Source organism: Rhodococcus sp. NPDC127593, from assembly GCF_042671975.1.
Taxonomy (GTDB): domain Bacteria; phylum Actinomycetota; class Actinomycetes; order Mycobacteriales; family Mycobacteriaceae; genus Rhodococcus_F.
In genome coordinates this window covers 1-23056 of the sequence record NZ_JBHXWI010000075.1, presented here as the reverse complement: position 1 = coordinate 23056, position 23056 = coordinate 1, and the positions used below count along the sequence as shown (strand labels likewise).

Here is a 23056-nt window from a genome sequence, read left to right as displayed (position 1 = left end):
TCCGGCCGCCGCGCAGGACGGTGCGGCCATAGGTCCACACAGCATGCTCTGCGTCACAACGGTAAATCTAAAGACATTTGGTTCAGATGACAAGATTCACGCTAGGTTCAGCGCCGGACCACGTCGACATTGATCCCGGTGAGCTGCGACTGGTTGCTCAGCGGGTCGTAGCCGTCACGTCCCGTGGGAGCGAGCCGGTTGACGTTCACACCCGGATTGCGCCTCGCGACGTCCAGCCCTCGGGCCGTGCCCTGACCCCAGCCGTGTGTCATAGCCACGACCCCCGGACGAAGGGTGTCGTCGCACACCAGCACCGCGTCGACCTCCCCGTGCCGGTTGCGCACGGTGACGTCATCGCCCTCGACGAGTCTTCTGTGCCGCGCGTCGTCCGGGTTCATCCACAGCGGATTGCTGTGGTGGACACCCTGTTTAAACACCGGAAGGTTGTGCAGCCAGCTGTTGACCATGTAATGGGTGCGCCGGGTGATCAGCTTGAGTTGGTCGGCGGGCTCCGCGGCCAACTCTTCGAAGATGCGCTCGACGGTCCGGTACGAACGCCGAAAGATCCTCGGGCAGCAGTCGATCAGGCCGTCCTCGTGCTGAACCGCGATGTCGAAAACGTCGGAGGGCACGGCCTCCGGCAGCACCGCCGTCTGGCACGGCATCGTCGCGAGCACGTCGATGCTCAGACCCGATTCCCGCATCACGGCGTCCACCGCTGCGAACGGATTCGGTTCCGGCTCGTCGAGCAGTGTCGGGACACCCATCTCCTGCTGAATGCGGGACAGGATCCACCAATCGTCGCGACGCTCCCCCTTCGCAGGCACCACCGCGGGCGTGTACTGCACGTAGGGTTCCATCGCGACGCCCATGGTGTTCAGGAAGTTGACGTCCTCCCGCTCCAGCCAATCCGTGGCCGGCAGAATGTAGTCCGCGACCTCTCCGGTAACCGTGCGGTACAGGTCGACCGTGACGATCAGATCGAGTTGCCCGAGCGCGCGGCGCAACCGCTCGTCGCCACCGACCGACAGCAGCGGGTTGCCCGACACCACGATCAGCGCGCGAATCGGGTCGTCGGGGTTCTCGATGAACTCCGGCAACAAGGCTGCGGGCAGATCACCGCTCACGGTCCGCATCTCCCCGAACGGGCTCTCGAAGAACGGGTCCTCCCGCTTGCGTTTCGAGTTCTGCACCACGTCGGCGACGCCGCGGGAGTAGATGTTGCCGCCGCGCCTGCCGAGGTTGCCGGAGAACAGGCTCACCATGGTCAGCATCCAGTAGGCCAGTGCGCCCTGACGGCCCTGGTTCACACCGGTGGCCATGTAGATGCTCGCACTCGGCGCCGCACAGAAGTCTGCCGCGACCCGGCGGATCGCGTCGGCCTCGATTCCGGTGACCGCGGCAACCCGGTCGACGGGATACCGCCGGACGAAGTCGAGTAGCTCGTCGACGCGTCGCGCGTGACGTTCCACCTCGGCCCGGTCGTACCCGATCCGGAAGACGATCTCGTGCAGGATCCCGGCGAGGAAGTAGAAGTCGCTGTCCGGCTTGATCAACAGCACGTCACCGGTCTCCGGCGACGACGACTCGATGCGGCGCGGGTTGACGAACAGCACGGTCCCGCCGCGCTTGTTGACCGCCCGGATCTTGGCCATCGGATCCGAGATGTGGATCAGCGTCATGTGCGAGACCTGCGGATTGCTGCCGAGGCACAGGAAGTAGTCGGTGTGCAGCAGGTCGGGGATCGGATGTGCCATCGACGCGCCGTAGATCGCCTCGCTGGCAGCGTATTTGGCGGACGTGTCCTGCGTTCCGGCACTGAACCGCATTCGGGTGTCGAAGCCGCGGGCGATCGTCGCGGCGTTCGCGTAGTAGGCGCCGTTGAACGCGGACGGATTGCCCTGATAGACGGCGAGGGCGTTGCGGCCGTGCTCGCGGCGCACTTCCTGGAGTCGTGCGGCGATCTCACGCGCCGCGACGTCCCACTCGACGTGCTCGAAGACACCGCGCTCCTCGCTCCGCGGGTTCGTCCTCTTCAGCGGCCGGTCCAGCCGGTCCGGATCGTGATGGACCTGGAGGTAGTGCACGCCCTTGTGGCACGAGAACCCCCGATGCACCGGATGGGTCTTGTCGGGCTGCAACCGGACGACCTCGTCGCCGCGTACCTCCGCGAGCAGTCCGCACCCTGGCTCGCAGATCCGGCAGAACGTGTGCACGTGCGTCGACTCGGCCGGGCTCATCTGCTGGCCGCACCAGCGACGACGGCCGCATCGCCGGCATCCACGATCTTGATGCGCGGCCGGCCCGCCTCCCGCCCCCGCTCACGCTCGAAGCGGTCGATCGCGCGCCAGTCCGCGCCACCGAGGGCGTCAGGTCGCCGAGCCCGCACCAGCGCCGTCAGGTCCGCCGCGGCCGCGGTCCGCGCGGCGAGCAGACCCGCGTGGTGATCGTCGAGCAGGGCCTCGACGGTCTCAGCGGCGCAGTAGCGGTTGGTGCCGATCACGCCGGTCGCACCCCGCTTGATCCAGCCCGCCACGTACTGGCCGGCGACGGGGTGCCCGGTGCCGGGTTCGACGACGCGGCCCGCGGCGTTGGCCACGGTTCCGGCGGTCTCGTCGAACGGGAGGCCGGCGATGGGCAGCCCGCGGTAGCCGACTGCCCGGAGTACCAGCCCGCACTCGATCCGGTCCACGGTGCCTGTGTCGGTCACCGTCAGGGCCGCGGTTCGGCCGTCGCCCATCACTTCCCGAGGGGCGGTGCCGAAGCGCAGCACGATGCGCTTGTTCCCCGGAGTCGCCTCCCGCCGGGAGTACTCGTCCAGGATCTTCAACTTGGCCGGTGCGTCCGGGCCTGCCGTCACCGGGCCGTCGACGAGGACGTCGATGCCGGGCAGCGAGCCGAGCGCGAGCAGTTCGGGGGTGGTGCAGGCCGCGTGCTCGGGTCCACGTCGGCCGAGCACCACCACTTCCTCGATCCGGCTGCCGGCGAGTGCGTCGAGCGCGTGATCGGCGATGTCGGTGCGGCGCAGCGTCTCCACGTCGGAGACGAGAATGCGGGCGACGTCGAGCGCGACGTTGCCGTTGCCGACCACGACGGCGCGCGACGCGGTCAGGTCGAACGTGCGGTCCGCGTGGTCGGGGTGACCGTTGTACCAGGCCACGAACTCCCGGGCGGCGTGGCTGCCCGGCAGGTCCTCGCCGGGGATGCCGAGGCGGCGGTCCCCGGCCGCTCCGGACGCGTGGATCACCGCGTGGTGGTGGGCCAGCACCTCGTCGATCGTCACGTCCCGCCCGACCTCGACGCCCAGGTGGAACGTGAAACCGTCCCGCCGCGCGGTGCGGTCGAACACCCGGTCCACCGTCTTGGTGTGCCAGTGGTCCGGCGCGACGCCGAACCGCACCAGTCCGCCCGCGACGGGCAGTCTCTCGAACATGGTGACCTCGGCCGCGATGTCGCGGCGGGCCAGCAATTCCTCGGCGGCGTAGAACGCCGACGGTCCGGATCCGACGATCGCCACCCGCAGCGCCGGGGGGTCGGCGACGCCGGCGGTCGCGAGTGCGAGAGGAAGCGGCTGCACGTGCGCCCCCGGCGCCGCGGTGCGCGGATTCCGTTGGAAGTACTCGGCATTGATGTCGCGGTACCGGTCGATGTCCGGCGCGGCCGCGTCGCCGGGGACGATCGCGTCTACGGGGCAAACATCGGAGCAGGCTCCGCAGTCGATGCAGGCGGCCGGATCGATGTACAACATCTCGGTGCGCTTGTACTCCCGCTCGGCGGGGGTCGGGTGGATACAGTCGACCGGGCAGACCGCGACGCAGGTCGCGTCGTTGCAGCAGTTCTGGGTGACCACGTACGCCATCAGGGATGCTCCTCGCTCGTGCGCGTCACCGTGACCGGGACGCCGTTGAAGATCGGGGACGCCGTCAGCGCCTCGAGGTCGGTGGTGTCGTCCACCAGCGCGTTGTAGTTGCTGCCCGGGACCGAGGCCGACCGGGACGTCCGCAGTCCCGGCCCGTCGTGGCCCCACCCGTGGGGCATGCTCACCACTCCGGGACGCAACGCGTCGTCGATCCGCAGTTCCGCGGTCACGGTGGTGACGCGGGAGGTCACCGCCACCCGGTCGCCGCCGACCAGGCCGCGCTCTGCCGCGTCGTGCGGGCCGATCAGCAGCGCGCACTGGCCGCCGTCCGTCTGCGGCAGCGCGTTGTGCAACCACGAGTTCATGCCCCGACGCTGGCGTCGGTTGATCAGCAGCAGATCCGGGGCCGGCCTCGCGATGCTCGCGCGCAGCCGCGGCAGATCCGCGGCGATCATCTCCGGCATCAGGTCGATCCGGCCGTCCGGCGTGCGCAGCACCTCCGGGAGGCGCGGCAGCAACGGCCCGTAGTCGATGCCGTCCGGATTGTCCTCCAGCAACGCGAGGGTCAGCCCGTCCGGATCGCGGCCGAAGCGGTCACCGTACGGTCCGCTGCGCAGCCGCAGGTCCAGCAGACGCTGAGGTCCGTGGCGGCCGACGGTACTGCGCAACGCGCGTTCCGGCTCGCAGCCGACGAGTCTCGCGGCGCGCCGGGCCGCGACGGCGGCCACCTCGTCGTCCATCTCCTCGACCGGACGGTCCGGGGTTCCCTTCGCGATCCCGGCCAGCCGCAGCAGGATCTGCCATTCCGCCAGTTCGCCGTCGGCGAGGTCGAGCAGCGGCGGGGTGTAGCGGGCGACGTTCCGAATCTGGAAGTGCGCCAGCGTCACGTCGTGGTGTCCCCGGGTGGTCACCGGGGGCGGGGGCAGGATGACGTCGGCTTGCCGGGTGGTCTCGTTGAGATAGCAGTCCACCGAGACCATGAACTCGAGCGCACCGAGTGCGTCCTCGATCGCGCCGCTGTTGGGCAGGGACCGGGCGGGGTTCCCGGCGAGGGTGATGAGCGCCCGGGTGCGGCCCGGTCCCGGCGTGAGGATCTCCTCGGCGAAACACACCGCGGGCAACTCCCCCATCGCCTCCGGCAGGCCGCGTACCCGGGACCGCCACCGGTCGAATGTCAACGCCGGCGGTCTGGTCACCGGCCAGGTGTTCTGCCCGCCGGCCGGCGGCAGCGCGAACATCGCACCGCCGGGGCGGTCCAGGTTGCCGGTCACGATCGTAAGTACCTCGACGAGCCAGTTCGCAAGGGTGCCGAACTCCTGCATGCAGGTGCCGATCCGCGAATGCGCCACCGCCGCAGGCGCCGCGGCGAACCCGCGGGCGACCGTCCGGATCAGCTCGGTGTCCACCCCGCACGCGGCGGCGACTGCGTCGGGGTCGAACTCCGCCGCCATCGCCAGCGCGTCGTCCAGACCGTCCACCATCGCCGGGACCAGTTCCGGTCGGGCGAGTCCCTCGGAGGCGATCACCGCGAGCACACCGAGCAGGAACAGAGCATCGGTGCCGGGGCGGATCGGCACGTGCAGGTCCGCGACCTCGGCGGTGCGGGTACGCACCGGGTCCACCACGACGAGGGTGCCGCCCCGCTCGCGCAGCGCCTGCAACCGGTGGTGCATGCCGGGGGCGGTGACGGTGCTGCCGTTGGAGACCATCGGATTCGAGCCGAGGATCAGAAGGTAGTCGGTGCGGTCGAGGTCGGGCAGGCTCATCCCCAGCCCGGTGCCGTACAGCAGCATGTGCGCCAGGTTCTTCGGCCACGTGTCGACGCTGGCCGGCGAATAGATGTTCCTGGTGCCGACGGCGCCGATCAGCTCGCCCAGGTAGAAGGTGGCGTCCAGGTGGTGGGCGGCCGGGTTGCCGTGGTAGATCGCGCAGCTACCCGGATCACCGGTGACGAATTCCGGTAGCCTGCTCTCGATCTCGGCGAACGCCTCGTCCCAGGTCGCCTCGCGGAATCCACCGCCCGCGGTGCGCAGAAGCGGTGTCCGGATCCGGTCCGGGTCGCCCTCGATGCGCCCGAGGCCGAGCCCCTTCGCGCAACTGTGCCCGGCGCTCATCACGTCGTCGGGGTTCGGCGCGACCCGCACGATGTCGCGGCCTTCGAGTTCGACGAGCAGACCGCAGGTCGATTCGCACAGTGGGCAGATGCGGTGTCCGGCTTTCGGTTCGGTGTCGGTCTTCACACGTCCTCCTCGGGTGCGGCCGGCCCGACCGCGACGGGAACGGCGGTCATGGTCGGCATCGCGTTGATCGCCTGCACTCCGTCACCGGTTCCGGTCAGCACGTTCACGTTCACCCCGACGTCGTCCCGCGGGTCGACGCTGCCGAAGCAGTGTGTCATCGACACGGTGCCGCGGGCGAGGGTGCGGTCCGCCCGCGCGGTCGCGCGCAAGCGTCCGGCCGCCGAGCGCACGGTCACCTGCTGTCCGTCGTCGATCCCCAGAGCGGCGAGGTCGTCCGGGTGCAGACACGCCGGATTGGCACCACCCGGAACGAGCCCCGGCACCCTGGTACCGGTGGAGTTCACGGCCTCGCGTATCCGGCGCACCGTCAGGAGGAGCGGAAAGTGTTCGACGACAGCCGTGTCCGCCAGCGCCGCGCGCAGCTCGGCGCGCACGTCGGCGGGCATCAACATCAGCCGGTGCCCGGCACCGTCCTCGGTCACCGGACCCACGACTGCGCCACTGGGGCCCGCAAGGTGTCCGTGCGGGGCGCCGACCACGTCGGCGAACGGGACCCGTCCCCGCTCGGCCGTCATCGCCAGCATCTGCTCGGACGTCGGCGGCGCGTCGGGATCGAGAATGCGGCCGGCGAACTTCACCGGCTGCCCCGAGGCGGCGGCGAGGTCGAGGAAGAACCGCCAGTCGTCGACGACGCCGGGCGGCGCCGGCACGACAGCGGGGGTGAACTGCGCGAACGGACGCGGGAAGAACGGTTCCATGATCGCGGTGTGATCGGGGCGTTCGTACATCGTGGTCGGCGCGATCACGTAGTGCGCGAGCCGTGCGGTGTCCGACATGCGCGGGTCGACGCACACGAGCAGGTCCAGTGATCGCAACGCGCGCAACGCCTTCCCGCGGTCGGGGAGAGCCGCGGCCGGGTTGCCGCCGGAGACGATCAGCGCCCGCACGCGGTCGGGGCCGGGTTCGAGGATCTCGTCGGCGAGGATGCCGGACGGCAGCTCACCGCGCATCGCCCGCACCCCGTCGATGCGGCTGCGGAATCCGTGCTCGTAGGCCCGGGTGGGCGGGGTGACCTCCGCGCGGGCGGGCACGTGGCGGGTGAGGACGGCGCGGTCGTCGGCCCGCTCCCCCTCGCGCAGGTACCGGCCGCACACCACGTTGAGGGCGGCGACGAGGTGCTCCGCGAGGTTCGAGTGCGGGCCCATGCACAGCCCCGTCCCGCTGGTTGCCATCCCCCGGTTCCCGCCCGCGAACATCCGTGCCGCGACGCGGACCCGGTCGGCAAGGATGCCGCAGATCCGCTGCACGACGGTGGGAGTCACGTCAGCCACCGCGTCGACGAGACAGGCCAGGTCGGCGGTGTACCGGCGACAGAAGTCGGCGTCATGGAGATGTTCGGTGAGGACGACGTGGAGGAGACCGGCGAACAGTACTGCGTCCGTCCCCGGTCGGGGCGCCAAGTGCACGTCCGCCAAGGCCGCGGTCTCGGTACGCCGCGGGTCGACGACGATCAGCCGCAGTCCCCGCTCGCGTGCGGCCCGCAGGGTGACGGACGGGTTCTGCACCACCGCACCGTCCCCGTCGCCACCGTTGCCGGAGACGACCGGGTTGGTGCCGGCCAGCAACCACACGTCGGCGTCCTCGAACCGCTGCCGGCCGCCCCGGTAGGTTCCCATTCGTTCGGCGACAACCCACTTCGCGGACTGGTCGATGGTCATCGTGGAGAACAGCTTGTGCGACCCGGTGCCCCGGAACCAGGCCCTGGCCATCGGTGGGGTGAGTGCGGCGAAGTTCTGCTGCGTTCCCATGAACAGCGCGACCGAATCCGGTCCGTGGCGGTCCACGATGATGCGCAGCCGGTCCGCGATGTCGGTGACGGCCCGCGCCACCGGCACCGGCGCGTGGGTGCCGGCGGCGGTACGCCGCATCGAGGTGGTCAACCGGTCCGGCCCGTGGACCAGATCGCCGCCGCGACGCCCCTTGGGGCAGGTGTACCCACCGGAGATCGGATGGTGCGCGTCGCCGAGAACCCGTGCGATCCGCCCGTCCTCGACGTCGAGCAGGACCCCGCACGAGGAGGCACACAGCCTGCAGAACGAGGTACGCCGGGACGTTACGGGTGGCATCGGTTCAGTGCGCCTCGGCCGGCACGGCCGCCGACTCCGCGACCCCGGCCACGGTGCGTCCGCGCAGACGTTCCCGCACGAACAGCCCTCCGAGAGTGAGGACGGCCAGGGCGGTCGGCACGATCATCAGCAGGAAGATGGTGCGGGCGTCCATTCCGGCCGCGATCAGGGCGGCGCCGAGTGTCGGCCCGGCGATCGATCCGATCCGCCCGACTCCCATGGCCCAGCCGATCCCCGTCGAGCGTGCCGCCACCGGATAGATCGAGGCGGCGATCGCGATGATGCCTGCCGAGCTGCCCGACATTCCGAATCCGACGACGCAAATCGTGATCAGCAGCAGCGTGGAGTTCGCCAGGAACATCGCGACGGCGCCGATGAACAGTGCCCCGACGGTGTAGCCGGCCATCACCACCGCGTAGGCGGCGTCCGAGCCCCGGGACCGGGCCCACGCGGCGCCGACCCGGTCGGTGATCCACCCGACGGACAGCGCGCCCGCCATACCGCCGAGATTGAACAGCGCGGCGGCGAGGATCGCGTGGGACGCGCTCTGCCCGGCCTGACTGAACAGCGACGGCATCCACCCGAACAGGAAGTAGATCACCAGGAAGTTGATGACGAACACCACCCACAGCAGGATCGTGTCCAGCGCCCGACCGCCGGCGAAGAGTTCCCGGATGGGCGATTTCGTGGCCACCGTGGCATCCACCGTGAATGTCACCGACGCGCTGATTCCAGCGTGTGGGGCGATCGCCGAGAGGATCTTCGCGGCGCCTGCGTGATCACCGCGGGCAGCGAGGAACTTGCCCGACTCCGGCAGCCCGGCCCACGCCAGGGCCGCGACGATCAGCGGAAGGACGCCGCCGGCCACGAAGATCGACTGCCACCCGTACGTCGGGATCAGTTGAGCGGCAGCGAGTCCGCCGAGGAAGCCCCCGAGGGACATGCCCGCAACGACGATGGTGACCATGGTGGAGCGGCTGCGGGCGGGGCTGTACTCGCTGGTCAGTGCGATCAGGTTCGGGGTGACGCCACCGAGCCCGATTCCGGCGAGGATGCGCAGCACGATCAGCACACCTATCGACGGCGCGAACGCGGACGCGAGCGTGAACACCGCGAACAGCACGGTGCACAGCAGGATCACCCGGCGCCGGCCCCACCGGTCGGCGACCGGACCGAACAGCAGGCTGCCCACGACCATCGCGCCGCTGCTGAGTGCCAGCAACAGTCCGAACGACGCCTTGGACAGGCCCCAGTCCTCGGACAGCGCGGGAATCGCGAATCCGATCAGCTGGGCGTCCATGCCGTCGAGGATCGCGAGCGCCAGGCACAGCGCGATGGCACGCTTCTGGAGGGCCGACACCGGTGCGGTGTCGATGAGTTGGGAGATGTCGACTTCACGAGTGGGGGCCACGACGTGTATTCCTCTCGGGTGGGGGAACCGCGGGGGATGAAGCCTCGAGCTGGATGGGCAGGCCGAAGGCGTGCCTCGAAGTCATGCTTCAGACCGGCGTGACGGTGCCGTCGACCGCGAGCGCGCCGGCGGGTACCTCGGGAAAGCGCTGGCGCAGTGACGGTTTGGCGAGCTTGCCGGAGAACGTGCGCGGCAGCGGCTCGCCGAGGGCGACGGCATGCTTGGGGCGCTTGAACTTTGCCAGGTTCTCGCCGGCGACCTCGGCGATGTCGGCGACGATCTCGGCGGCGGGACGCTCGCTGTGGAACACCACCATCGGCACCTCGCCCCACCGGTCGTCCTTGACCCCGATGACGGCGAGATCGACCAGACCGTCGATGCCGTGCAGCGCCTTCTCGATTTCGGCGGGGTAGACGTTGAGTCCGCCGGAGATCAGCATGTCCTTGCTGCGGTCGACGATCTTGAGGAATCCGCCCTCGTCCTGCATGCCGAGGTCGCCGGTGCGCAGCCACCCGTCGCCGAGGGTCGCCTGGGTGGCCTCGGGCTTGTTCCAGTACTCCCGCAGCACGTGCTCGCCGCGGACCAGGATCTCGCCGACCTCGCCGGCCGGGGTATCGACTCCCGGTTCACCGATCCGGATGTGGGTGCCGACCAGCGGAAGCCCCGCGAAACCGGGCCGCGACACGGCGTCCTCGTAGGCGAGGGTCGAAACCATGCCGGATGCCTCGGTCAGGCCGTAGCACTGGGTGAGCGGGATGCCGTGCGAGCGGTAGAAGTCGAGCAGGTCCAGGCTGACCGGCGCGCCGCCGGTGCCGGCGAAGGTGAACTTCGCGAGCTGACGGGCGCCGAAGTCCGGCAGCATCGTCATCCGTTCCCAGATCACCGGGACGGTCGTGGTGGCCGTGATCTGCTCGCGTTCGAACGTGTCGAGAGCGATCTCCGGGTCGTACTCGCGCAGCAGGACCATCGTGGCGCCGGGCACGACGACGAGCTGCATGAAGATCGACAGGACCGAGCCGGTGTACACCAGCGGGGCAGAGCACAGCACCCGGTCCCGATGCGAGAATCCGAACGTGATCGACTGCGAGATGCCTGGGGTCATCGCGTTGCGATGGGTGATCAGGGCGCCCTTCTGCACGCCGGTGGTCCCCGAGGTGTAGCAGATGAAGCCGGGGTCGTCGGCGGCGATGGCGACGACGGGCGCGGTTCCGGGGTCGATCAGCCGCTCGTACGGCGGATGGGCACTGCCCCCGATCGCGTAGGTCTCGAACTCCGTCTGCTCGGCGGCGACCTCGAGCAGCGGCGCGAAGCCGTCCTCGACGATCACCACGCGCGGCGCGGAGTCGACCACCATCGGCGCCAACTCCTTGGCGGTGAGCCGGAAGTTGAGCGGGACGCTGATCGCGCCGAGCTTGAGGGTCGCCAGGATGACATGCGCGAGTTCGGGACGATTGAGCATCATCACCGCCACGCGGTCGCCCTTGCGGACTCCACGGGCCGCCAGTCCGCGGGCGAGCGCGTCGGTGATCGCGTCGACCTCGGCCCAGGTCTGCGATGTGTCCCCGAACACGATGGCCTGCTGCTGCGAACGCGTCTTACCCCAGAACCGGGTCAGGTCCGCGAGATTCATCTGTGCTCCTCATGCTCGTCAGCCGGGTGTGACCACCCTCACTTCGTGTGCCGTAAACCTAACAGCTGTAGGCGAATGACGCAATGCTCGATTCGGAAATTTCGGGCACCCGGTAGAACCGGCCCTTCGCACGAAAACAACACCCACACAACATATTTCGTGTGGGTGTCGTTTTCCTGCGGGATGCGCCCGGTCAGCCGGCGGGAGGCACCTCGCGCCGAGCACTTCTCGGGTCGGTCGCCGCCGAGATCCGCTTGTCGTCGTACCGAGCCACCGAGCGCAGCACCTCCGCGGTGTCCGCACCCACGAACGGTGGCAGCGCGGGCGCGAACTTCTCCCCGGCGACACGCACCGGGCTGACCACGAACTCGAGCTCGCCGACCCCCGGGTAGTCGACCCGGTAGGTGTTTTCCCGCGCCCGGAAGTGCGGGTCCGCGAGCATGTCGGCCACGCTGTTGACCGGACCTCCCGCGATGCCGTGTTCGAGGAACAGTTGCACCCATTCGGCGCGGGTGCGCTGCGCGAAGATCTCCGTCAGCGCGCGCCACACCAGGTCCGCACGGGCGGCGGCGCCCTCGTCGGTGCTGGTGAGGTCGACGCCGACCAGGTCCCGGCGCCCGACCGCGACCAGGAAGTTGTGCCAGAACTTCTCCACGTGCGACCCGAACAGGATCGCCTCGCCGTCGCTGGTGCGGTAGGCCTCGAGCCGTGGCCAGTCGGGCAGACGGCCGTCCGGGAGCCAGGACGGACGCGGCATCGAGCGATCCTTGTTCAGCTCCGCATCCACCAGGTCCGGCATCCACGCGGCCGCGACGTCGATGCCCGCCACCTCGACGTGGCACCCGACACCGGTGGCTCCGGCCTTGTGCAGGGCAGCGAGCAGCCCCATCGCCCCGTACGCGCCGAGGGCGTACATCGCGATCGGCGGCGTGGTGGAGCCGGCCATGCCCTGGGTCGGCGGCTCTGCGGGAGTGTTCACCTCGCGGAGCCCGGCATAGGCGTCGAATACGGGACCGCCGGTACCCAGAACCCGGTACGGGCCGTCGGTGCCCATGCCCGACACCGTGCACAGCACGATCTTCGGATTCACCTGTCGCAGTTGCTCGTAGCCGACTCCGAGCCAGTCCAGGTAGCCGCCGCGCATGCCTTCGACGACGGCGTCACACGAGCGGGCGAGGTCGAGGAAGGCCTGCTTGCCCTCGGGGCTGCGCAGGTCGAGCGCGACGGACTTCTTGCCGCGGTTCCACCGAAGGTGCATGAACGCCGGTCCGTCCGGGTCGCCGATCGCCCGGCTGCCCCCGATGCGCACCGGGTCGCCGAGCGGCCCCGACTCCACCTTGATCACCTCGGCGCCGAGGTCCGCGAGGTGCCCACCCAGCGAGGCCGGGGCCAGCTGGGCGACCTCGAGGACCCGCACTCCGTCCAACAGCGAGTACCCACTCATGAATCCTCCTCCGCTCCCCGACCCACGGCCAGCGAGACATTCTGTGTCTGTTCAGGTTTCAGTTCGATCCAAAGTCCCTCGACGTCGGCCACGAGAACGTCTCCGTGATACATGGCACCGCGCATGAAGCGCTTGCGGCCGTCCTGGCCGGCGAACTCCGCCTCCACCCGCAATTCGACGTCGAGTGGCGCCGGCGCTCGATAGTTGACGTGCAGGTACGCCGTGCGGGCCCACGGTCTGCCGCTGCTGTTGGCGAGGCGCGCGAGGATCTCGTCGAAGATCAGCGGCGTCACGCCACCGTTCATCGCGTATCGCCCGGAATGGAATCTGCCGACGACGACGTGCCCGCGCGCCCGGGTGTCGGTCACCTCGTCGAGATGGAGGGACGGCGTGAGGGTTTGCGCCCGCCCCGCGAGGTCCCAGCGCCGGCCGGAGATCTGCTCGTCCTCACCGACCTCGAACTCTGCCAGCCGGGCCGCGAGGTCACGGAGCGTTCGCGCTGCCCGGCTCGCCGCGTCCGGGGTGGGGCGGCTGCGAGTGACGGCCTCCTGCACCGCGCGCAGGGCGTCGGTCAGTTCCGCGAACTCGTCGTCACCGCCGGTAGTCGGTTCGAACGGGTCGTCCCAGCTGGGACTCCAGATGTCGTCGGCAGTCGAGACGGTGGCGGCGTCCATCCGGACCTCACTTTCTGTGGAGGAAGAACCACGAATCACTCTGCGCGACTTTCGAAGTACGAGCTGAACATGTCCTCGACCGGGCGTGGTCGAAGGGTCGTGCGCGACACGACGTTCTCCCGGTCGTACCGGCTCCGCAGACCGTTCCCCGCTCCCTCGAGCAGCAGCGCCTTGATCTCGCGCATCGATTCGGGTGGCTGAGCCGCGATCTGTTCGGCCGCTTCGAGCGCAGCGCCGAGAACGTCGCCGTCGGCCGCGTACCGGGAGACGAGCCCCATCCGGAAGGCCTCCTCGCCGGTCACCGCCCGCGAGGTCAGCAGTAGATCGCGGGCCGGCCCGGCGCCGATCAGCTGGTCGAGGACCCACGTCAGGTTGGCCCCGCCGTACTTCGCCGCGGTGACGGTGAGACGGGTGCCGGGGCCTCCCACCCGCAGATCCGAACACACTGCCAGCAGGGTTCCCGCGCCGTAGGCCATCCCCTGGACCGCGGCGACCGTCGGTTTGGGGAACGTCAAGTACCGCCACAGCAGCTCTTCCCGTTCGAGCATGCTCAGGACTCCGGCATCCGGGGTCATCGCGCGGAGTTCCTTCAGGTCGTATCCGGCGGAGAACGCAGTCGCGCCCTCTCCCGCCAGTACCACCACCCGAACGTCCGGGTCGCCCGCCGCCTCCGCGAGCGCGGCATCGAGCTCACGTTGCAGCCCGAGCGAGATCGCGTTGTGCACGTCCGGCCGCGCGAGGTCGAGCTGCAACACCCCGGGAGCCGGGGACGATCGACGCAGGTCGCCCGACGTCACCTCGCACCGCCGACCGCGGCCTCCTGTCGAGCGACCTCCTCGGCATCCCGGGTGATCATCTTGTGGAAGACCTGACCGGGGAGCTCGTTTCGTCCGTAGATCAGCTCCTCGACCTGCCCGTGCGCCGCGTTGGCGGTGATCGTCTTCGTGACGAACCAGTCCTCGGCATGCAAGGTCTCCATGAGGAGTTCCCAGTTCTTGTCGAGAATCCGCTTCTCCCGCGGCGTCTCGGGCTCTTTCGGGGAGAGCAGACGGATGGTGCAGTACGACACGTTGGGGTCTTCGGTGTCGGGAACGATCGTCCAGATCTCGAAGTGATTGGGCTCCGTCACGAGCATGGTGCCCGGATAGATCGTGTAGTTCGCGAGGGAGTAGTCGCGGACGTCGAACGAGTCCGGATCGGCACCGCGAACCTCGGTGATCGACTTGCGGGCCACGACGATTCGCCACGATCGGTCCACCAGGTCGTACGCCGTGATGTTTCCCTCGAGATAGTTGCACACGGTCTTGGTGTGCAACTGGCACAGGTGGTACGAGTCCTGCACGCCATCGACGGCGATCTTCCAGTTCATGTCGAGCTTCCAGGTCTCCTTGCGCACCTGGAACGACTCCGTCATTCCGGTCGACGTCACCTCCGCGTCGTGCTTCGCGCCGAGAATCGCGGCGATGTCGAGATCGGCTCCAACCGTCGGGACCACCCAGACGAGACCGTGCCGTACCTCGCAGGGAAATTCGACGAGCCCGTACTGCGAGCGATCCATTCCGTCGAAGCCCTCCGCGTGGGGCATTCCCCGCAGATCACCACCGCGACCGTACGCCCAGTTGTGATAGGGGCAACTGAAGACGCGTCTACAGCCCGAATCCTCGAACTCCACCTTCGCGCCCCGGTGCCGGCAGACGTTGGAGAAGGCTTTGACACTGCCGTCCGTCTGTTTCACCACCAGCAGTGGCGTGCCGATCAGCTCGGTCGTGACGAAGTCGCCCGCCTTCTTCAGCTCGTCGACGTGGGCAACGATGTGCGGCAGCCGTCGGACCACCTTGCGCTCACGTTCGGCGAGTTCGGGGTCGTTGAACACCGAGAACGGCACTCGAAGCAGGTCGTCCGCGTAGTCGGTGCTGTTGTTGTCGACATGTGCGATCAGTCGCTCGGTGAGTGTGATCTTGTCTTCGCGCTCCATACACCGAGAGTGGCACATGAGACATTCATTGTCTAGCGTCTCATGCAAATTCGGGACGGTACTGTTTGCTCGTGGCTGCAAGGACTGGAAACGACCCCGCGACCGACGTCCGCTCGACGATCCTCGCTGCAGCGGAGTCGTGCTTCGAACGCTTCGGAATCACGAAGACGACCATGGAAGACGTCGCACGCGCAGCGGACATGTCCCGCGCGACCGTCTACCGATACTTCTCGGACCGCGAGAGTCTGATCATCGAATCGGTCGCCCGGCGCGCGCGAAAGAACATGAAGCCGGCCCGCGCCTTCATCGCGAAGTGGCCCACCATCGAGGAGCGCCTCGTCGAGGGCATCTGCAACAACGTCGAGAGCGGCCTCCGGGACCCCATGGTGCACCTGCTGGTTTCCCCGTCGGAGATGACGCTGGCGAACTCACTGCTCACCACGTCGGGCAAGGCCGTCGAACTCACGAGTGAACTGTGGGAGCCGATTCTGCGCGAAGCCCAGGAGGCAGGCGACATCCGCGCCGACGCCGATCTGACACTGCTGTGCGAGTGGATCTCGGAACTCGAGATCATGTGCATCAGCCAGCTCAACGGCGGCACCGGCTCACTGGAACGGTTCCGCGAGAAGCTACGCGCCTTCCTCATCCCCTCGCTGTTGCCTGCCGGCGCCTGAGTCCGCGATGGACGACGCCGCCGGCGGCGGGAACTACGGCAGGAAGGCAGGTAGGACGAACTGCCTCATCATCTGCCGGTGCGAGGGATCGCTCGGGTCCGAATTGTCCAGTCGCGGTGCGAGCATCAGCTGCACGAGGGTGATCCAGGAGCACGCCTCGTCAGTGTCGATATCCGCTCTCATCTCGCCGCTGGACTTGGCGTCGTCGAAGATCGGCCCCCAGAGTTCGGTGGTCAGACTCGTTGCGAGGGGGATGGTCTCGAGCCACGAATCCCCGCCGACGTGTTCAGGACTGACGAGTATGCGCACGATCGGATCGTTGATTCCGTCGTAGACCAGGTAGATGAGGCCTTCGATCAGCCTGTCCTCGAACGTTGCACACCCCATCAGGAACTTCCGGCCGCGTTCGAGCGTCTGGCGCGATCGCCACCTGATCAGCTCGGTCGTGAGCGTTTCGCGATCTTGGAAGTACCGGTAGACGGTCGGGCGTGAAACGCCAGCCTCCTTGGCAATGTCCTCCATCGTGGTCTTCGAGATTCCGAAACGAAGAATCATCGTCTGGGCAGCCACAAGTATCTGAGACCGTGCGACATCGGCGTCCTGACTCAGCACGCCGGCGGTCTTCCTTCTTGCCATCCTCGCTCCAGACACGGTCACTTCCGACCAGCCACCCCGACCAGTCACAATACAAATGACAGTACACGTAAGATGTTGCATCTCCGGTGCCGGCGGGCCCAGCCCATTACCAAAAGAACGAGACAGTTGTCCGAAGTCCCACGGGACAACGGACGACTGCCTCGAATCTCGGCCTCAGGACGAGGGTGTGAAGGTGATCGGGAGTCGGATGCAACCGCGTACCTGGCTCGCATGCAGGAGCGGCGGGTCCTCCGGAACGAGGCGGTAGTCGGGCAGGCGCTGGTGAATCTCCTCCATGGCCAGCTTCAGCTCGATTCGTGCCAGGTGAGACCCGATGCACCGATGCGGCCCGGCACCGAAGGACAGATGACGATTGGGCGATCGGTCGATCCTCAGCTCGTCCGGATCCTCGAACTCGGCGCCGTCGCGGTTCGCCGAGCAGAGCAGCACGATGAGCTGGTCCCCCTCCGCGATCGTGACTCCGCCGATCTCGACGTCGCGGGTCGCTCGCCGGCCCGCGATGACGGCGGCCTCGATCCTCAGGATCTCTTCGACCGCCGCCGGGACGGTGTCGGGATCGTCCACGATCTCCTGCCTCTGACCCGGATTGTTCGCCAGGTGGATGATTCCCCAGGCAAGTGAACCCTGGACAGTGTGCAGACCCGCGATGAGCAGAAGGAAGAACATGCGGTAAAGCTCTTCGTCGGTGAGGAGCCGTACCCCGTCTTCCATCTCGATCGGGGTGTTGATGATCTGTGCGGTCAGAGTGTCCGAGGTGGTCTCACCCGAACGTACCCCGGCCACGATGGCACCGAAGTATCCGAAGATCTGGTTGGCCGCATCCTCGCGCGCCTTGGCGGATTGTTCCTCCGTTCCCCCGGGAATACCCTGCAGTGCGATGTCTGTCGTCTTGGTGAACATCTCGGCGTCTTCGAGCGGCCAACCCATGAGGGCGAGGAACACTCGCGTCGGCAACTCGTGAGCGAACTCCGAGATGAACTCGGCTTCACCGCGTGCCGCGAAATCGTCGATTAGCTCGTTGATGACGTCACGGATCCGGGGCTCGAGTTCCTTCATCCGCTTGGGACTGAACAGTGGTTGCAGCGCCTGCCGGTAGTACGCGTGCTCCGGCGGGTCGAGTTCGATCGGGATGAACTTCCCCTGACCCGCGTTCACGAGGTTGTTCGGGTAGCTGGAGAATGTTTCCGGATCACGCAAGACCTGGTGGATCTCCTCGTAGCGCGTCACGATCCAGTGTCCGCCGTGTGCCTTCGAGTACACGACGGGGCCGATTGCCCTCAGCGCTGCAGCTCGTTCCTGAAACACATCCTCAGGCATCGCCAAGGACTGGTCATAGACGTCGAAGTCCACGATGAGCTTGTCGGGTAGATGGGTAGTCGTCACTGCTTCTCAGCCTTCCGAAGTCGGGTGTTCGACGCTCAGCGCGCGTTCGGGGCACATCTCGACGAGGGCACCCAGTTGGTCTCGTAGTTCCTGTGGAACCGGTTCGGCAACGACCACGGGGTAGCCCTGGTCGTCGCTGTCGACTATTTCGGGCGCCGAACCGTAGCAGAGGCCGTGTCCGGCACACGCGGATCGGTCGACCTTCAACGACAGCGCACGCTTCTGCGCATGAATGGTCATCGACGGACGCTCCACTCAGTCGACGGAAAGCGTCGGATTCGGTGCGTCCTCTTCGAACATCATTGCCACACGTGACAGGGTGCCGCCGTCCGTCGCAGGCAGCGTCAGACCCGAAATGTACGCGGAGTCGTCCGACACGAGGAAAAGTGCGACCTTCGCATTGTCCACGAGCGACGGCGGACGCTGGAGCTTGAGCGGAATCGGCGAGACACCCGGATCCCACGGCCCCGCGGTCTCCTCGTAGGACTGGCCGATCACCGGGGCGCCCGGACCCATCAAAAAGTTCGGAGACATCCCATGCGTGGGAGCGAGAGCATTGACGCGAATTCCATAACGTCCGAGATCCAGGCTGAGCCCGCGAACCAGGCCGTTGACACCGGCTTTCGTCGCCGAGTACATCGCAATACTGTGATAGGCGGCGAAGGAAGCCGCAGACGACGTTGCCAGGATGGTGCCACCACCGTTCGCCCGCATCGCCGGCACCGCAGCCTTACAGGAGTACACGACGCCACTGAGGTTGACCCCGAGAACGTACTGCCAGTCGGCATCCGTGAGGTCCTGGAACTCCACGTGCTCGCCGCCCGCCACCGACGGCACACCGCCACGGGAGACGACACCCGCGTTGGCCCACATGATGTCGAGCTTGCCGAACCGCTCGACGGTCGTCTCGACGCTGCGATGGACTGCGGCCTCGTCACTCACATCGGCGGTGATGGCGATCGCCGTTCCACCTTGCTGCTCAACCAATTTCGCCGTCTGCTCGGCCCGGTCGCCGTCGATGTCGACTACCGCCACCTTCGCACCTTCCGATGCGAACAATTGTGCGCCCTGGCGTCCGAGCCCGGATCCACCTCCGGTGATGACGGCGACTCTGTCCTGAAGTTTCATGTGAACTCCTCTGTGATGGTTCGTCAGATTCCGGAGACTCGCGGTGCGGGACAGCGTCCAACGCAGTTGGGTGGCGCGACTTTCCGATCCTCGACGGCGGGGCTGTCGCCGCTCGAGTGGATCGGGTGCGGGCCGCATCTCCGATCCAAATAAACCTTATATCGTTAGGCTATGAGACGTCAATCACTTTCTCGGACGCGCGGCGAATCGGCGTACCGAGGTAATGTCAGCCAGAAATAACTGTACGCGAAGCGATTTCAATCATCGAGGCGGTATCCACCAACTTCACACGCGGCCGGCACTACTCCCTGCCGAGCCGCCGCTCGTACGCGTCGATCGCTTTCCATCCGTCGTAGTCGATGCACTCGGGCCTTCGATCCGCGACCAGTCTGCGGAGCTCCTGCCGACCGCCCCAGGGTGCCGTCAATCGACCGCCATGAAAGTCGTCGACGAGTTTGTCGACCGTTTCGGCGGCACAGGCCTTGTTGGTTCCGATGACACCGGAGGGACCGCGTTTGATCCACCGACGGTATACACACCGGGCATCGGACTCCCCGAGTTCGGATCCAGCACACGGCCTCCGTCGTTCGGCATCGTGGATCGTGCGCCCGAGACAGGGATTCCTGCGACCGGGATCCCCCGGTACCCCACCGACCGAAGGACCAGGCCGCAGTCGATGTCCTCGACCACACTCGTCGCCACCGCCCTCGAGTGGCCCTCCTGATCCGGAACCAGCTCGTTGCGGATCAGGCGGATCCCCTCCACCCGGTCGCGTCCCAGCACCTCCACCGGAGAAAGCAGATAGCGCAACGTAATACGTTTTCCTCCCGGCGCGGCCGAGGCAGTCGCAAACTCCGCGACGATCCTCGATTTCATCGCGCCGATCGAGCCGGGGTGCCCACCGGGTGACGACGGCGTCGACGCCTCCCGCGCCACGTCGCCAGGTTCCGCCGCGACATTCACGCCGGAAAGGTAGCCGAGCGCAAGCAACTCCGGAGTCGAATACGCCGCTTGCGCCGGACCTCTCCGCCCGACCACGAACACTTCCTCGATCCTGCTCACCGACAACGCTTCCAATGCATGCCCGGCGATATCGGTCTTCGACAGCTCGGCCGCACTCGCAACGAGCACTCGGGCCACATCCAACGCGACATTGCCGTTTCCGATGATGACTGCACGCTCGCCCGACAAGTCGAAGGGACGGTGCGCGTGATCGGGATGACCGTTGTACCACGCCACGAATTCCGTTGCCGAATGACTTCCGGGCAGGTCCTCGCCGGGAATCCCCAATGCGCAATCAGCAGGGGCGCCGACCGCGTAGATCACCGCATCATGATGTGCGAGCAACTCGTCGTGAGTCAGGTGTGCGCCTACCTCGACATTCAGGTAGAAGTCGACGTTCTTCCGCGACGCCGTCTTCTGAAACAACGAGGCAACCGCCTTGGTCCCCTGATGATCGGGTGCGACACCGAATCGGATCAGCCCGAACGGGGTAGCAAGCTTCTCGAAGAAGGAGACTTCCACGGCAGGACCGCTTCGCGACAACAGGCTCTCCGCCGCGTAGCAGCCGGACGGCCCGGACCCGACGATCGCCACCCGCAGCAGTGCGCGTTCTGATACCTGGACCACCGCAGCGACAGGCGGTTCGGCAGCATAGATGGGCTGATTCCGGTTGGCGTAATAGGCCGCGTTGATCTCCTCGTAGCGCAACGTTTCCGAAGTCAGGTCGTAGTCGGGAACGATCGCGTCGACCGGACACGCATCGATACATGCGCCGCAGTCGATGCAGCCGACCGGATCGATGTACAGCATCTCCGCGCGACCGTAGCCGGGCTCGTTCGGAGTCGGATGAATGCAATCGACGGGGCACACCGAGACGCAACTCGCGTCGTTGCAGCAGGATTGAGTTACTACATGAGCCAACGTGAGCTCCTATCGCCTCATGACCGGATCGGTGGAAAGCGCACCTTTGTCACGTTTAACAGTGATACAAATTACGTTAGATGTCAGACTTACTATGTGTCAAGCCTCACACCGAGGCGGTGATCTCGGGCGACGGGCGATGGGGTGCCGATCCGGCCATGGTCGGCACCCGAGAGCGGGTGGTCATGCCCCGCCCGGTGGGGACACGGGAACTACCGGTCCTGTGGCCCGCCCCTGATCTGCATGACCACCGACCGGTCCGCCACGCGCGACCCGGGCAGGAGCATCTCGCGACGCAGTTCGAACCGGTGCACGCCGTTCAGGGTGCGCAACCAGACGGCCATGATCGGTGATGCGCTGATTGCCGACGTCGGCGCGTTCGGCAATCGCGCGGCCGTCGATGCCGAGTTCGTGATGGATCACGCGTTTCAGGCCGGATGAGACCGTCCGCGCGGCCCGGGGCGGGGCGCGGGCGCGCTCGCCACCGGATGCGAGTACGCGCCGCCTGGGCGTGAGCGCCTAGGACAGGGCGAGCCGGCGGTCGGCGAGGTTCACGTGGTGTGCGAGGACGGGGCCGATGCCGGCGAGCGCTTCCGGGCTCGTCATCTGCTGGTGCGAGACGGGAACGGCGTGTTCGAGGATCGCGCCACTGATGTGAGGCCTCCACGCGGAGACGCCGGTGGGCGCATCCACCGAATCCGCCGCGCCGAAGTACAGCAGGTCTAGACCGATCGGTGTCGACGGACGGTGCGCGAGGGCGAGGTCGACCGTCTGGGTGAACACCCGGTGGACGGCATCGAGATCGTCCACGGTCACAGCTGCGAACAGTCCGCCGGTGCGACGCAGCACTTCCACCGCACGATCCGTGGTCGCCGCCGCATCCTCCTCACCCGGGACCACCGCGCCGAACTCCGCCAGAAGCGCTGCGACGGTGGGCTTCTCCGTCGTGTGACCGTATCCTCCGGTCAGGTGTGTGTCGAGCATCGCGAGGGTGGCCACCTCGTCGCCGTCATTCGCGAGCTGCACCGCCATCTCATGGGCGATTTGACCGCCGACCGAGTAGCCGACCAGGTGATACGGACCGTGCGGTTGCACCGAGCGGATCCGTTGGACGTACCGGGCGGCGAGATCCTCCAGGGAATCGACATGCAGGTCCGGGTCGGTCAGCGCCGGGGACTGCAGCCCGTACACGGGACGGTCGCCGAGATACTGCACCAGTCCGGTGAAGCACCAGGCCAACCCGATCGCGGGATGGATGCAGAACACCGGGCTGCCGGTTCCGGTGGTGCGCAGCGGCAGCAGCACATCGAGCGACCGGTCGGCGGCATCCTCCGCCCGGGCGTCATCCGGCGCCGTGGCGATCATGTGCGCCAGGGCTTCCGGCGTCGGATGGGTGAAGATCCACTGCACCGGCACGGCGCGCGCGGACGATTCGGCGATCCGGGCGATCACGCTCGTCGCGGTGAGCGACGTGCCACCGAGCGTGAAGTAGTTGTCGTCGAGGCCGACCCGGTCCAGTCCGAGCCCCTCGGCGAACGCGGCGGCCACAACCTCCTCGGTCGCGTTGCGCGGTGCCCGGTACGCGGCGCGCGCCGCGGTGAAGTCCGGCTCCGGCAGGGCGGCGCGGTCGAGTTTGCCGTTCGCGGTCACCGGCACGGCGTCGAGCACCGTCACGGTCGCGGGGACCATGTGCGGGGCCAGCCGCGCACGGGCGTGCGCCAGGACCGCGGACGTGTCCAGTAGCGAACCCGCAGCGGGGACGACGTAGCCGGCCAACCGGTCGCCGCTGGTGTTCACGACGGCGCGATCGATACCGGGGTATCCGAGGAGAGCCGATTCGATTTCGCCGAGTTCGACACGGAAACCACGAATCTTGACCTGAAAATCCGAACGACCCACATACTCGAGAACCGGCCCACCCGCCGAACGCCG

17 protein-coding genes and 1 pseudogene are annotated in these 23056 nt (G+C 67.5%); 2 read left to right on the top strand and 16 right to left on the bottom strand.

All coding sequences use genetic code 11. The features are described 5' to 3' along the window. Positions 1-107: 107 nt before the first annotated feature. The 10 genes from ACFVJ3_RS42545 to ACFVJ3_RS42500 all read right to left on the bottom strand — a co-directional run bounded on the left by ACFVJ3_RS42545 (position 108) and on the right by ACFVJ3_RS42500 (position 15359). On the bottom strand, positions 108-2240 hold the full coding sequence (locus tag ACFVJ3_RS42545; protein WP_378457786.1) for a molybdopterin-dependent oxidoreductase: 2133 nt from the start codon (positions 2238-2240) through the stop codon (positions 108-110). Continuing rightward, positions 2237-3859, bottom strand: coding sequence for an FAD-dependent oxidoreductase (locus tag ACFVJ3_RS42540; protein WP_378457785.1), 1623 nt, complete (start codon positions 3857-3859; stop codon positions 2237-2239). The genes ACFVJ3_RS42545 and ACFVJ3_RS42540 overlap by 4 nt, the downstream gene beginning before the upstream one ends. Then, positions 3859-6099 carry a molybdopterin-dependent oxidoreductase gene (locus ACFVJ3_RS42535; RefSeq protein ID WP_378457784.1) on the bottom strand — a complete coding sequence of 747 codons (2241 nt, stop codon included), beginning with the start codon at positions 6097-6099 and terminating at the stop codon, positions 3859-3861. Before ACFVJ3_RS42535 ends, ACFVJ3_RS42540 begins: the two co-directional genes overlap by 1 nt. Continuing rightward, a complete protein-coding gene (locus ACFVJ3_RS42530) occupies positions 6096-8225 on the bottom strand; it encodes a molybdopterin-dependent oxidoreductase (protein ID WP_378457783.1) in 2130 nt (709 codons plus the stop codon). Before ACFVJ3_RS42530 ends, ACFVJ3_RS42535 begins: the two co-directional genes overlap by 4 nt. 4 nt (positions 8226-8229) lie before the next feature. Continuing rightward, positions 8230-9636, bottom strand: a complete 1407-nt coding sequence (locus ACFVJ3_RS42525; RefSeq protein ID WP_378457782.1) for an MFS transporter — start codon at positions 9634-9636, stop codon at positions 8230-8232. Between the two features lie 88 nt (positions 9637-9724). Further along, the gene (locus tag ACFVJ3_RS42520) at positions 9725-11266 is read right to left on the bottom strand and encodes a class I adenylate-forming enzyme family protein (RefSeq protein WP_378457781.1); all 1542 of its coding nucleotides are present in this window, start codon (positions 11264-11266) and stop codon (positions 9725-9727) included. A 193-nt stretch (positions 11267-11459) separates the two neighbouring features. Next, the gene (locus ACFVJ3_RS42515) at positions 11460-12710 is read right to left on the bottom strand and encodes a CaiB/BaiF CoA transferase family protein (protein ID WP_378457780.1); all 1251 of its coding nucleotides are present in this window, start codon (positions 12708-12710) and stop codon (positions 11460-11462) included. Then, positions 12707-13384, bottom strand: coding sequence for a PaaI family thioesterase (locus ACFVJ3_RS42510; protein ID WP_378457779.1), 678 nt, complete (start codon positions 13382-13384; stop codon positions 12707-12709). The genes ACFVJ3_RS42515 and ACFVJ3_RS42510 overlap by 4 nt, the downstream gene beginning before the upstream one ends. Before the next feature lie 35 nt (positions 13385-13419). Then, positions 13420-14181 (bottom strand): enoyl-CoA hydratase/isomerase family protein, encoded by a 762-nt coding sequence (locus tag ACFVJ3_RS42505; RefSeq protein ID WP_378457778.1) that lies wholly within the window; start codon positions 14179-14181, stop codon positions 13420-13422. Then, positions 14178-15359, bottom strand: a complete 1182-nt coding sequence (locus ACFVJ3_RS42500; protein WP_378457777.1) for a Rieske 2Fe-2S domain-containing protein — start codon at positions 15357-15359, stop codon at positions 14178-14180. The genes ACFVJ3_RS42505 and ACFVJ3_RS42500 overlap by 4 nt, the downstream gene beginning before the upstream one ends. 71 nt (positions 15360-15430) lie before the next feature. Between ACFVJ3_RS42500 and ACFVJ3_RS42495 the strand changes: the two genes are divergently transcribed. After that, entirely contained in the window at positions 15431-16033 is a 603-nt protein-coding gene (locus ACFVJ3_RS42495; protein ID WP_378457776.1) for a TetR/AcrR family transcriptional regulator, read from the top strand. A gap of 33 nt (positions 16034-16066) precedes the next feature. Here ACFVJ3_RS42495 and ACFVJ3_RS42490 read toward each other — a convergent pair whose 3' ends face one another. From ACFVJ3_RS42490 to ACFVJ3_RS42470, 5 genes and pseudogenes are all read right to left on the bottom strand, one after another. Further along, positions 16067-16669, bottom strand: coding sequence for a TetR/AcrR family transcriptional regulator (locus ACFVJ3_RS42490; RefSeq protein ID WP_378457775.1), 603 nt, complete (start codon positions 16667-16669; stop codon positions 16067-16069). Between the two features lie 174 nt (positions 16670-16843). Further along, positions 16844-18073 (bottom strand): cytochrome P450, encoded by a 1230-nt coding sequence (locus ACFVJ3_RS42485; RefSeq protein ID WP_378457774.1) that lies wholly within the window; start codon positions 18071-18073, stop codon positions 16844-16846. A 6-nt stretch (positions 18074-18079) separates the two neighbouring features. After that, positions 18080-18313: a ferredoxin gene (locus ACFVJ3_RS42480; protein WP_378457773.1), complete on the bottom strand. Its 234-nt coding sequence runs from the start codon at positions 18311-18313 to the stop codon at positions 18080-18082. Between the two features lie 15 nt (positions 18314-18328). Next, on the bottom strand, positions 18329-19201 hold the full coding sequence (locus tag ACFVJ3_RS42475) for an SDR family NAD(P)-dependent oxidoreductase (RefSeq protein ID WP_378457772.1): 873 nt from the start codon (positions 19199-19201) through the stop codon (positions 18329-18331). Between the two features lie 304 nt (positions 19202-19505). After that, positions 19506-21124: pseudogene (locus tag ACFVJ3_RS42470) on the bottom strand (FAD-dependent oxidoreductase); the annotation flags it as partial. 243 nt (positions 21125-21367) lie between these two features. Here ACFVJ3_RS42470 and ACFVJ3_RS42465 point away from each other — a divergent pair. Next, positions 21368-21565, top strand: a complete 198-nt coding sequence (locus ACFVJ3_RS42465; protein ID WP_378457771.1) for a hypothetical protein — start codon at positions 21368-21370, stop codon at positions 21563-21565. 78 nt (positions 21566-21643) lie between these two features. Here ACFVJ3_RS42465 and ACFVJ3_RS42460 read toward each other — a convergent pair. Then, positions 21644-23056: thioesterase domain-containing protein (locus ACFVJ3_RS42460; RefSeq protein ID WP_378457770.1), on the bottom strand; the 1413-nt coding region annotated here is incomplete at its 5' end.

Bases quoted from the DNA above. Each gene is read 5' to 3' on its own strand.
- ACFVJ3_RS42545 (WP_378457786.1), bottom strand. From the start codon at position 2,240: ATGAGCCCGGCCGAGTCGACGCACGTGCACACGTTCTGCCGGATCTGC.
- ACFVJ3_RS42540 (WP_378457785.1), bottom strand. From the start codon at position 3,859: ATGGCGTACGTGGTCACCCAGAACTGCTGCAACGACGCGACCTGCGTC.
- ACFVJ3_RS42530 (WP_378457783.1), bottom strand. From the start codon at position 8,225: ATGCCACCCGTAACGTCCCGGCGTACCTCGTTCTGCAGGCTGTGTGCC.
- ACFVJ3_RS42520 (WP_378457781.1), bottom strand. From the start codon at position 11,266: ATGAATCTCGCGGACCTGACCCGGTTCTGGGGTAAGACGCGTTCGCAG.
- ACFVJ3_RS42515 (WP_378457780.1), bottom strand. From the start codon at position 12,710: ATGAGTGGGTACTCGCTGTTGGACGGAGTGCGGGTCCTCGAGGTCGCC.
- ACFVJ3_RS42510 (WP_378457779.1), bottom strand. From the start codon at position 13,384: ATGGACGCCGCCACCGTCTCGACTGCCGACGACATCTGGAGTCCCAGC.
- ACFVJ3_RS42500 (WP_378457777.1), bottom strand. From the start codon at position 15,359: ATGGAGCGCGAAGACAAGATCACACTCACCGAGCGACTGATCGCACAT.
- ACFVJ3_RS42490 (WP_378457775.1), bottom strand. From the start codon at position 16,669: ATGGCAAGAAGGAAGACCGCCGGCGTGCTGAGTCAGGACGCCGATGTC.
- ACFVJ3_RS42480 (WP_378457773.1), bottom strand. From the start codon at position 18,313: ATGACCATTCATGCGCAGAAGCGTGCGCTGTCGTTGAAGGTCGACCGA.
- ACFVJ3_RS42475 (WP_378457772.1), bottom strand. From the start codon at position 19,201: ATGAAACTTCAGGACAGAGTCGCCGTCATCACCGGAGGTGGATCCGGG.
- ACFVJ3_RS42465 (WP_378457771.1), top strand. From the start codon at position 21,368: ATGACCACCGACCGGTCCGCCACGCGCGACCCGGGCAGGAGCATCTCG.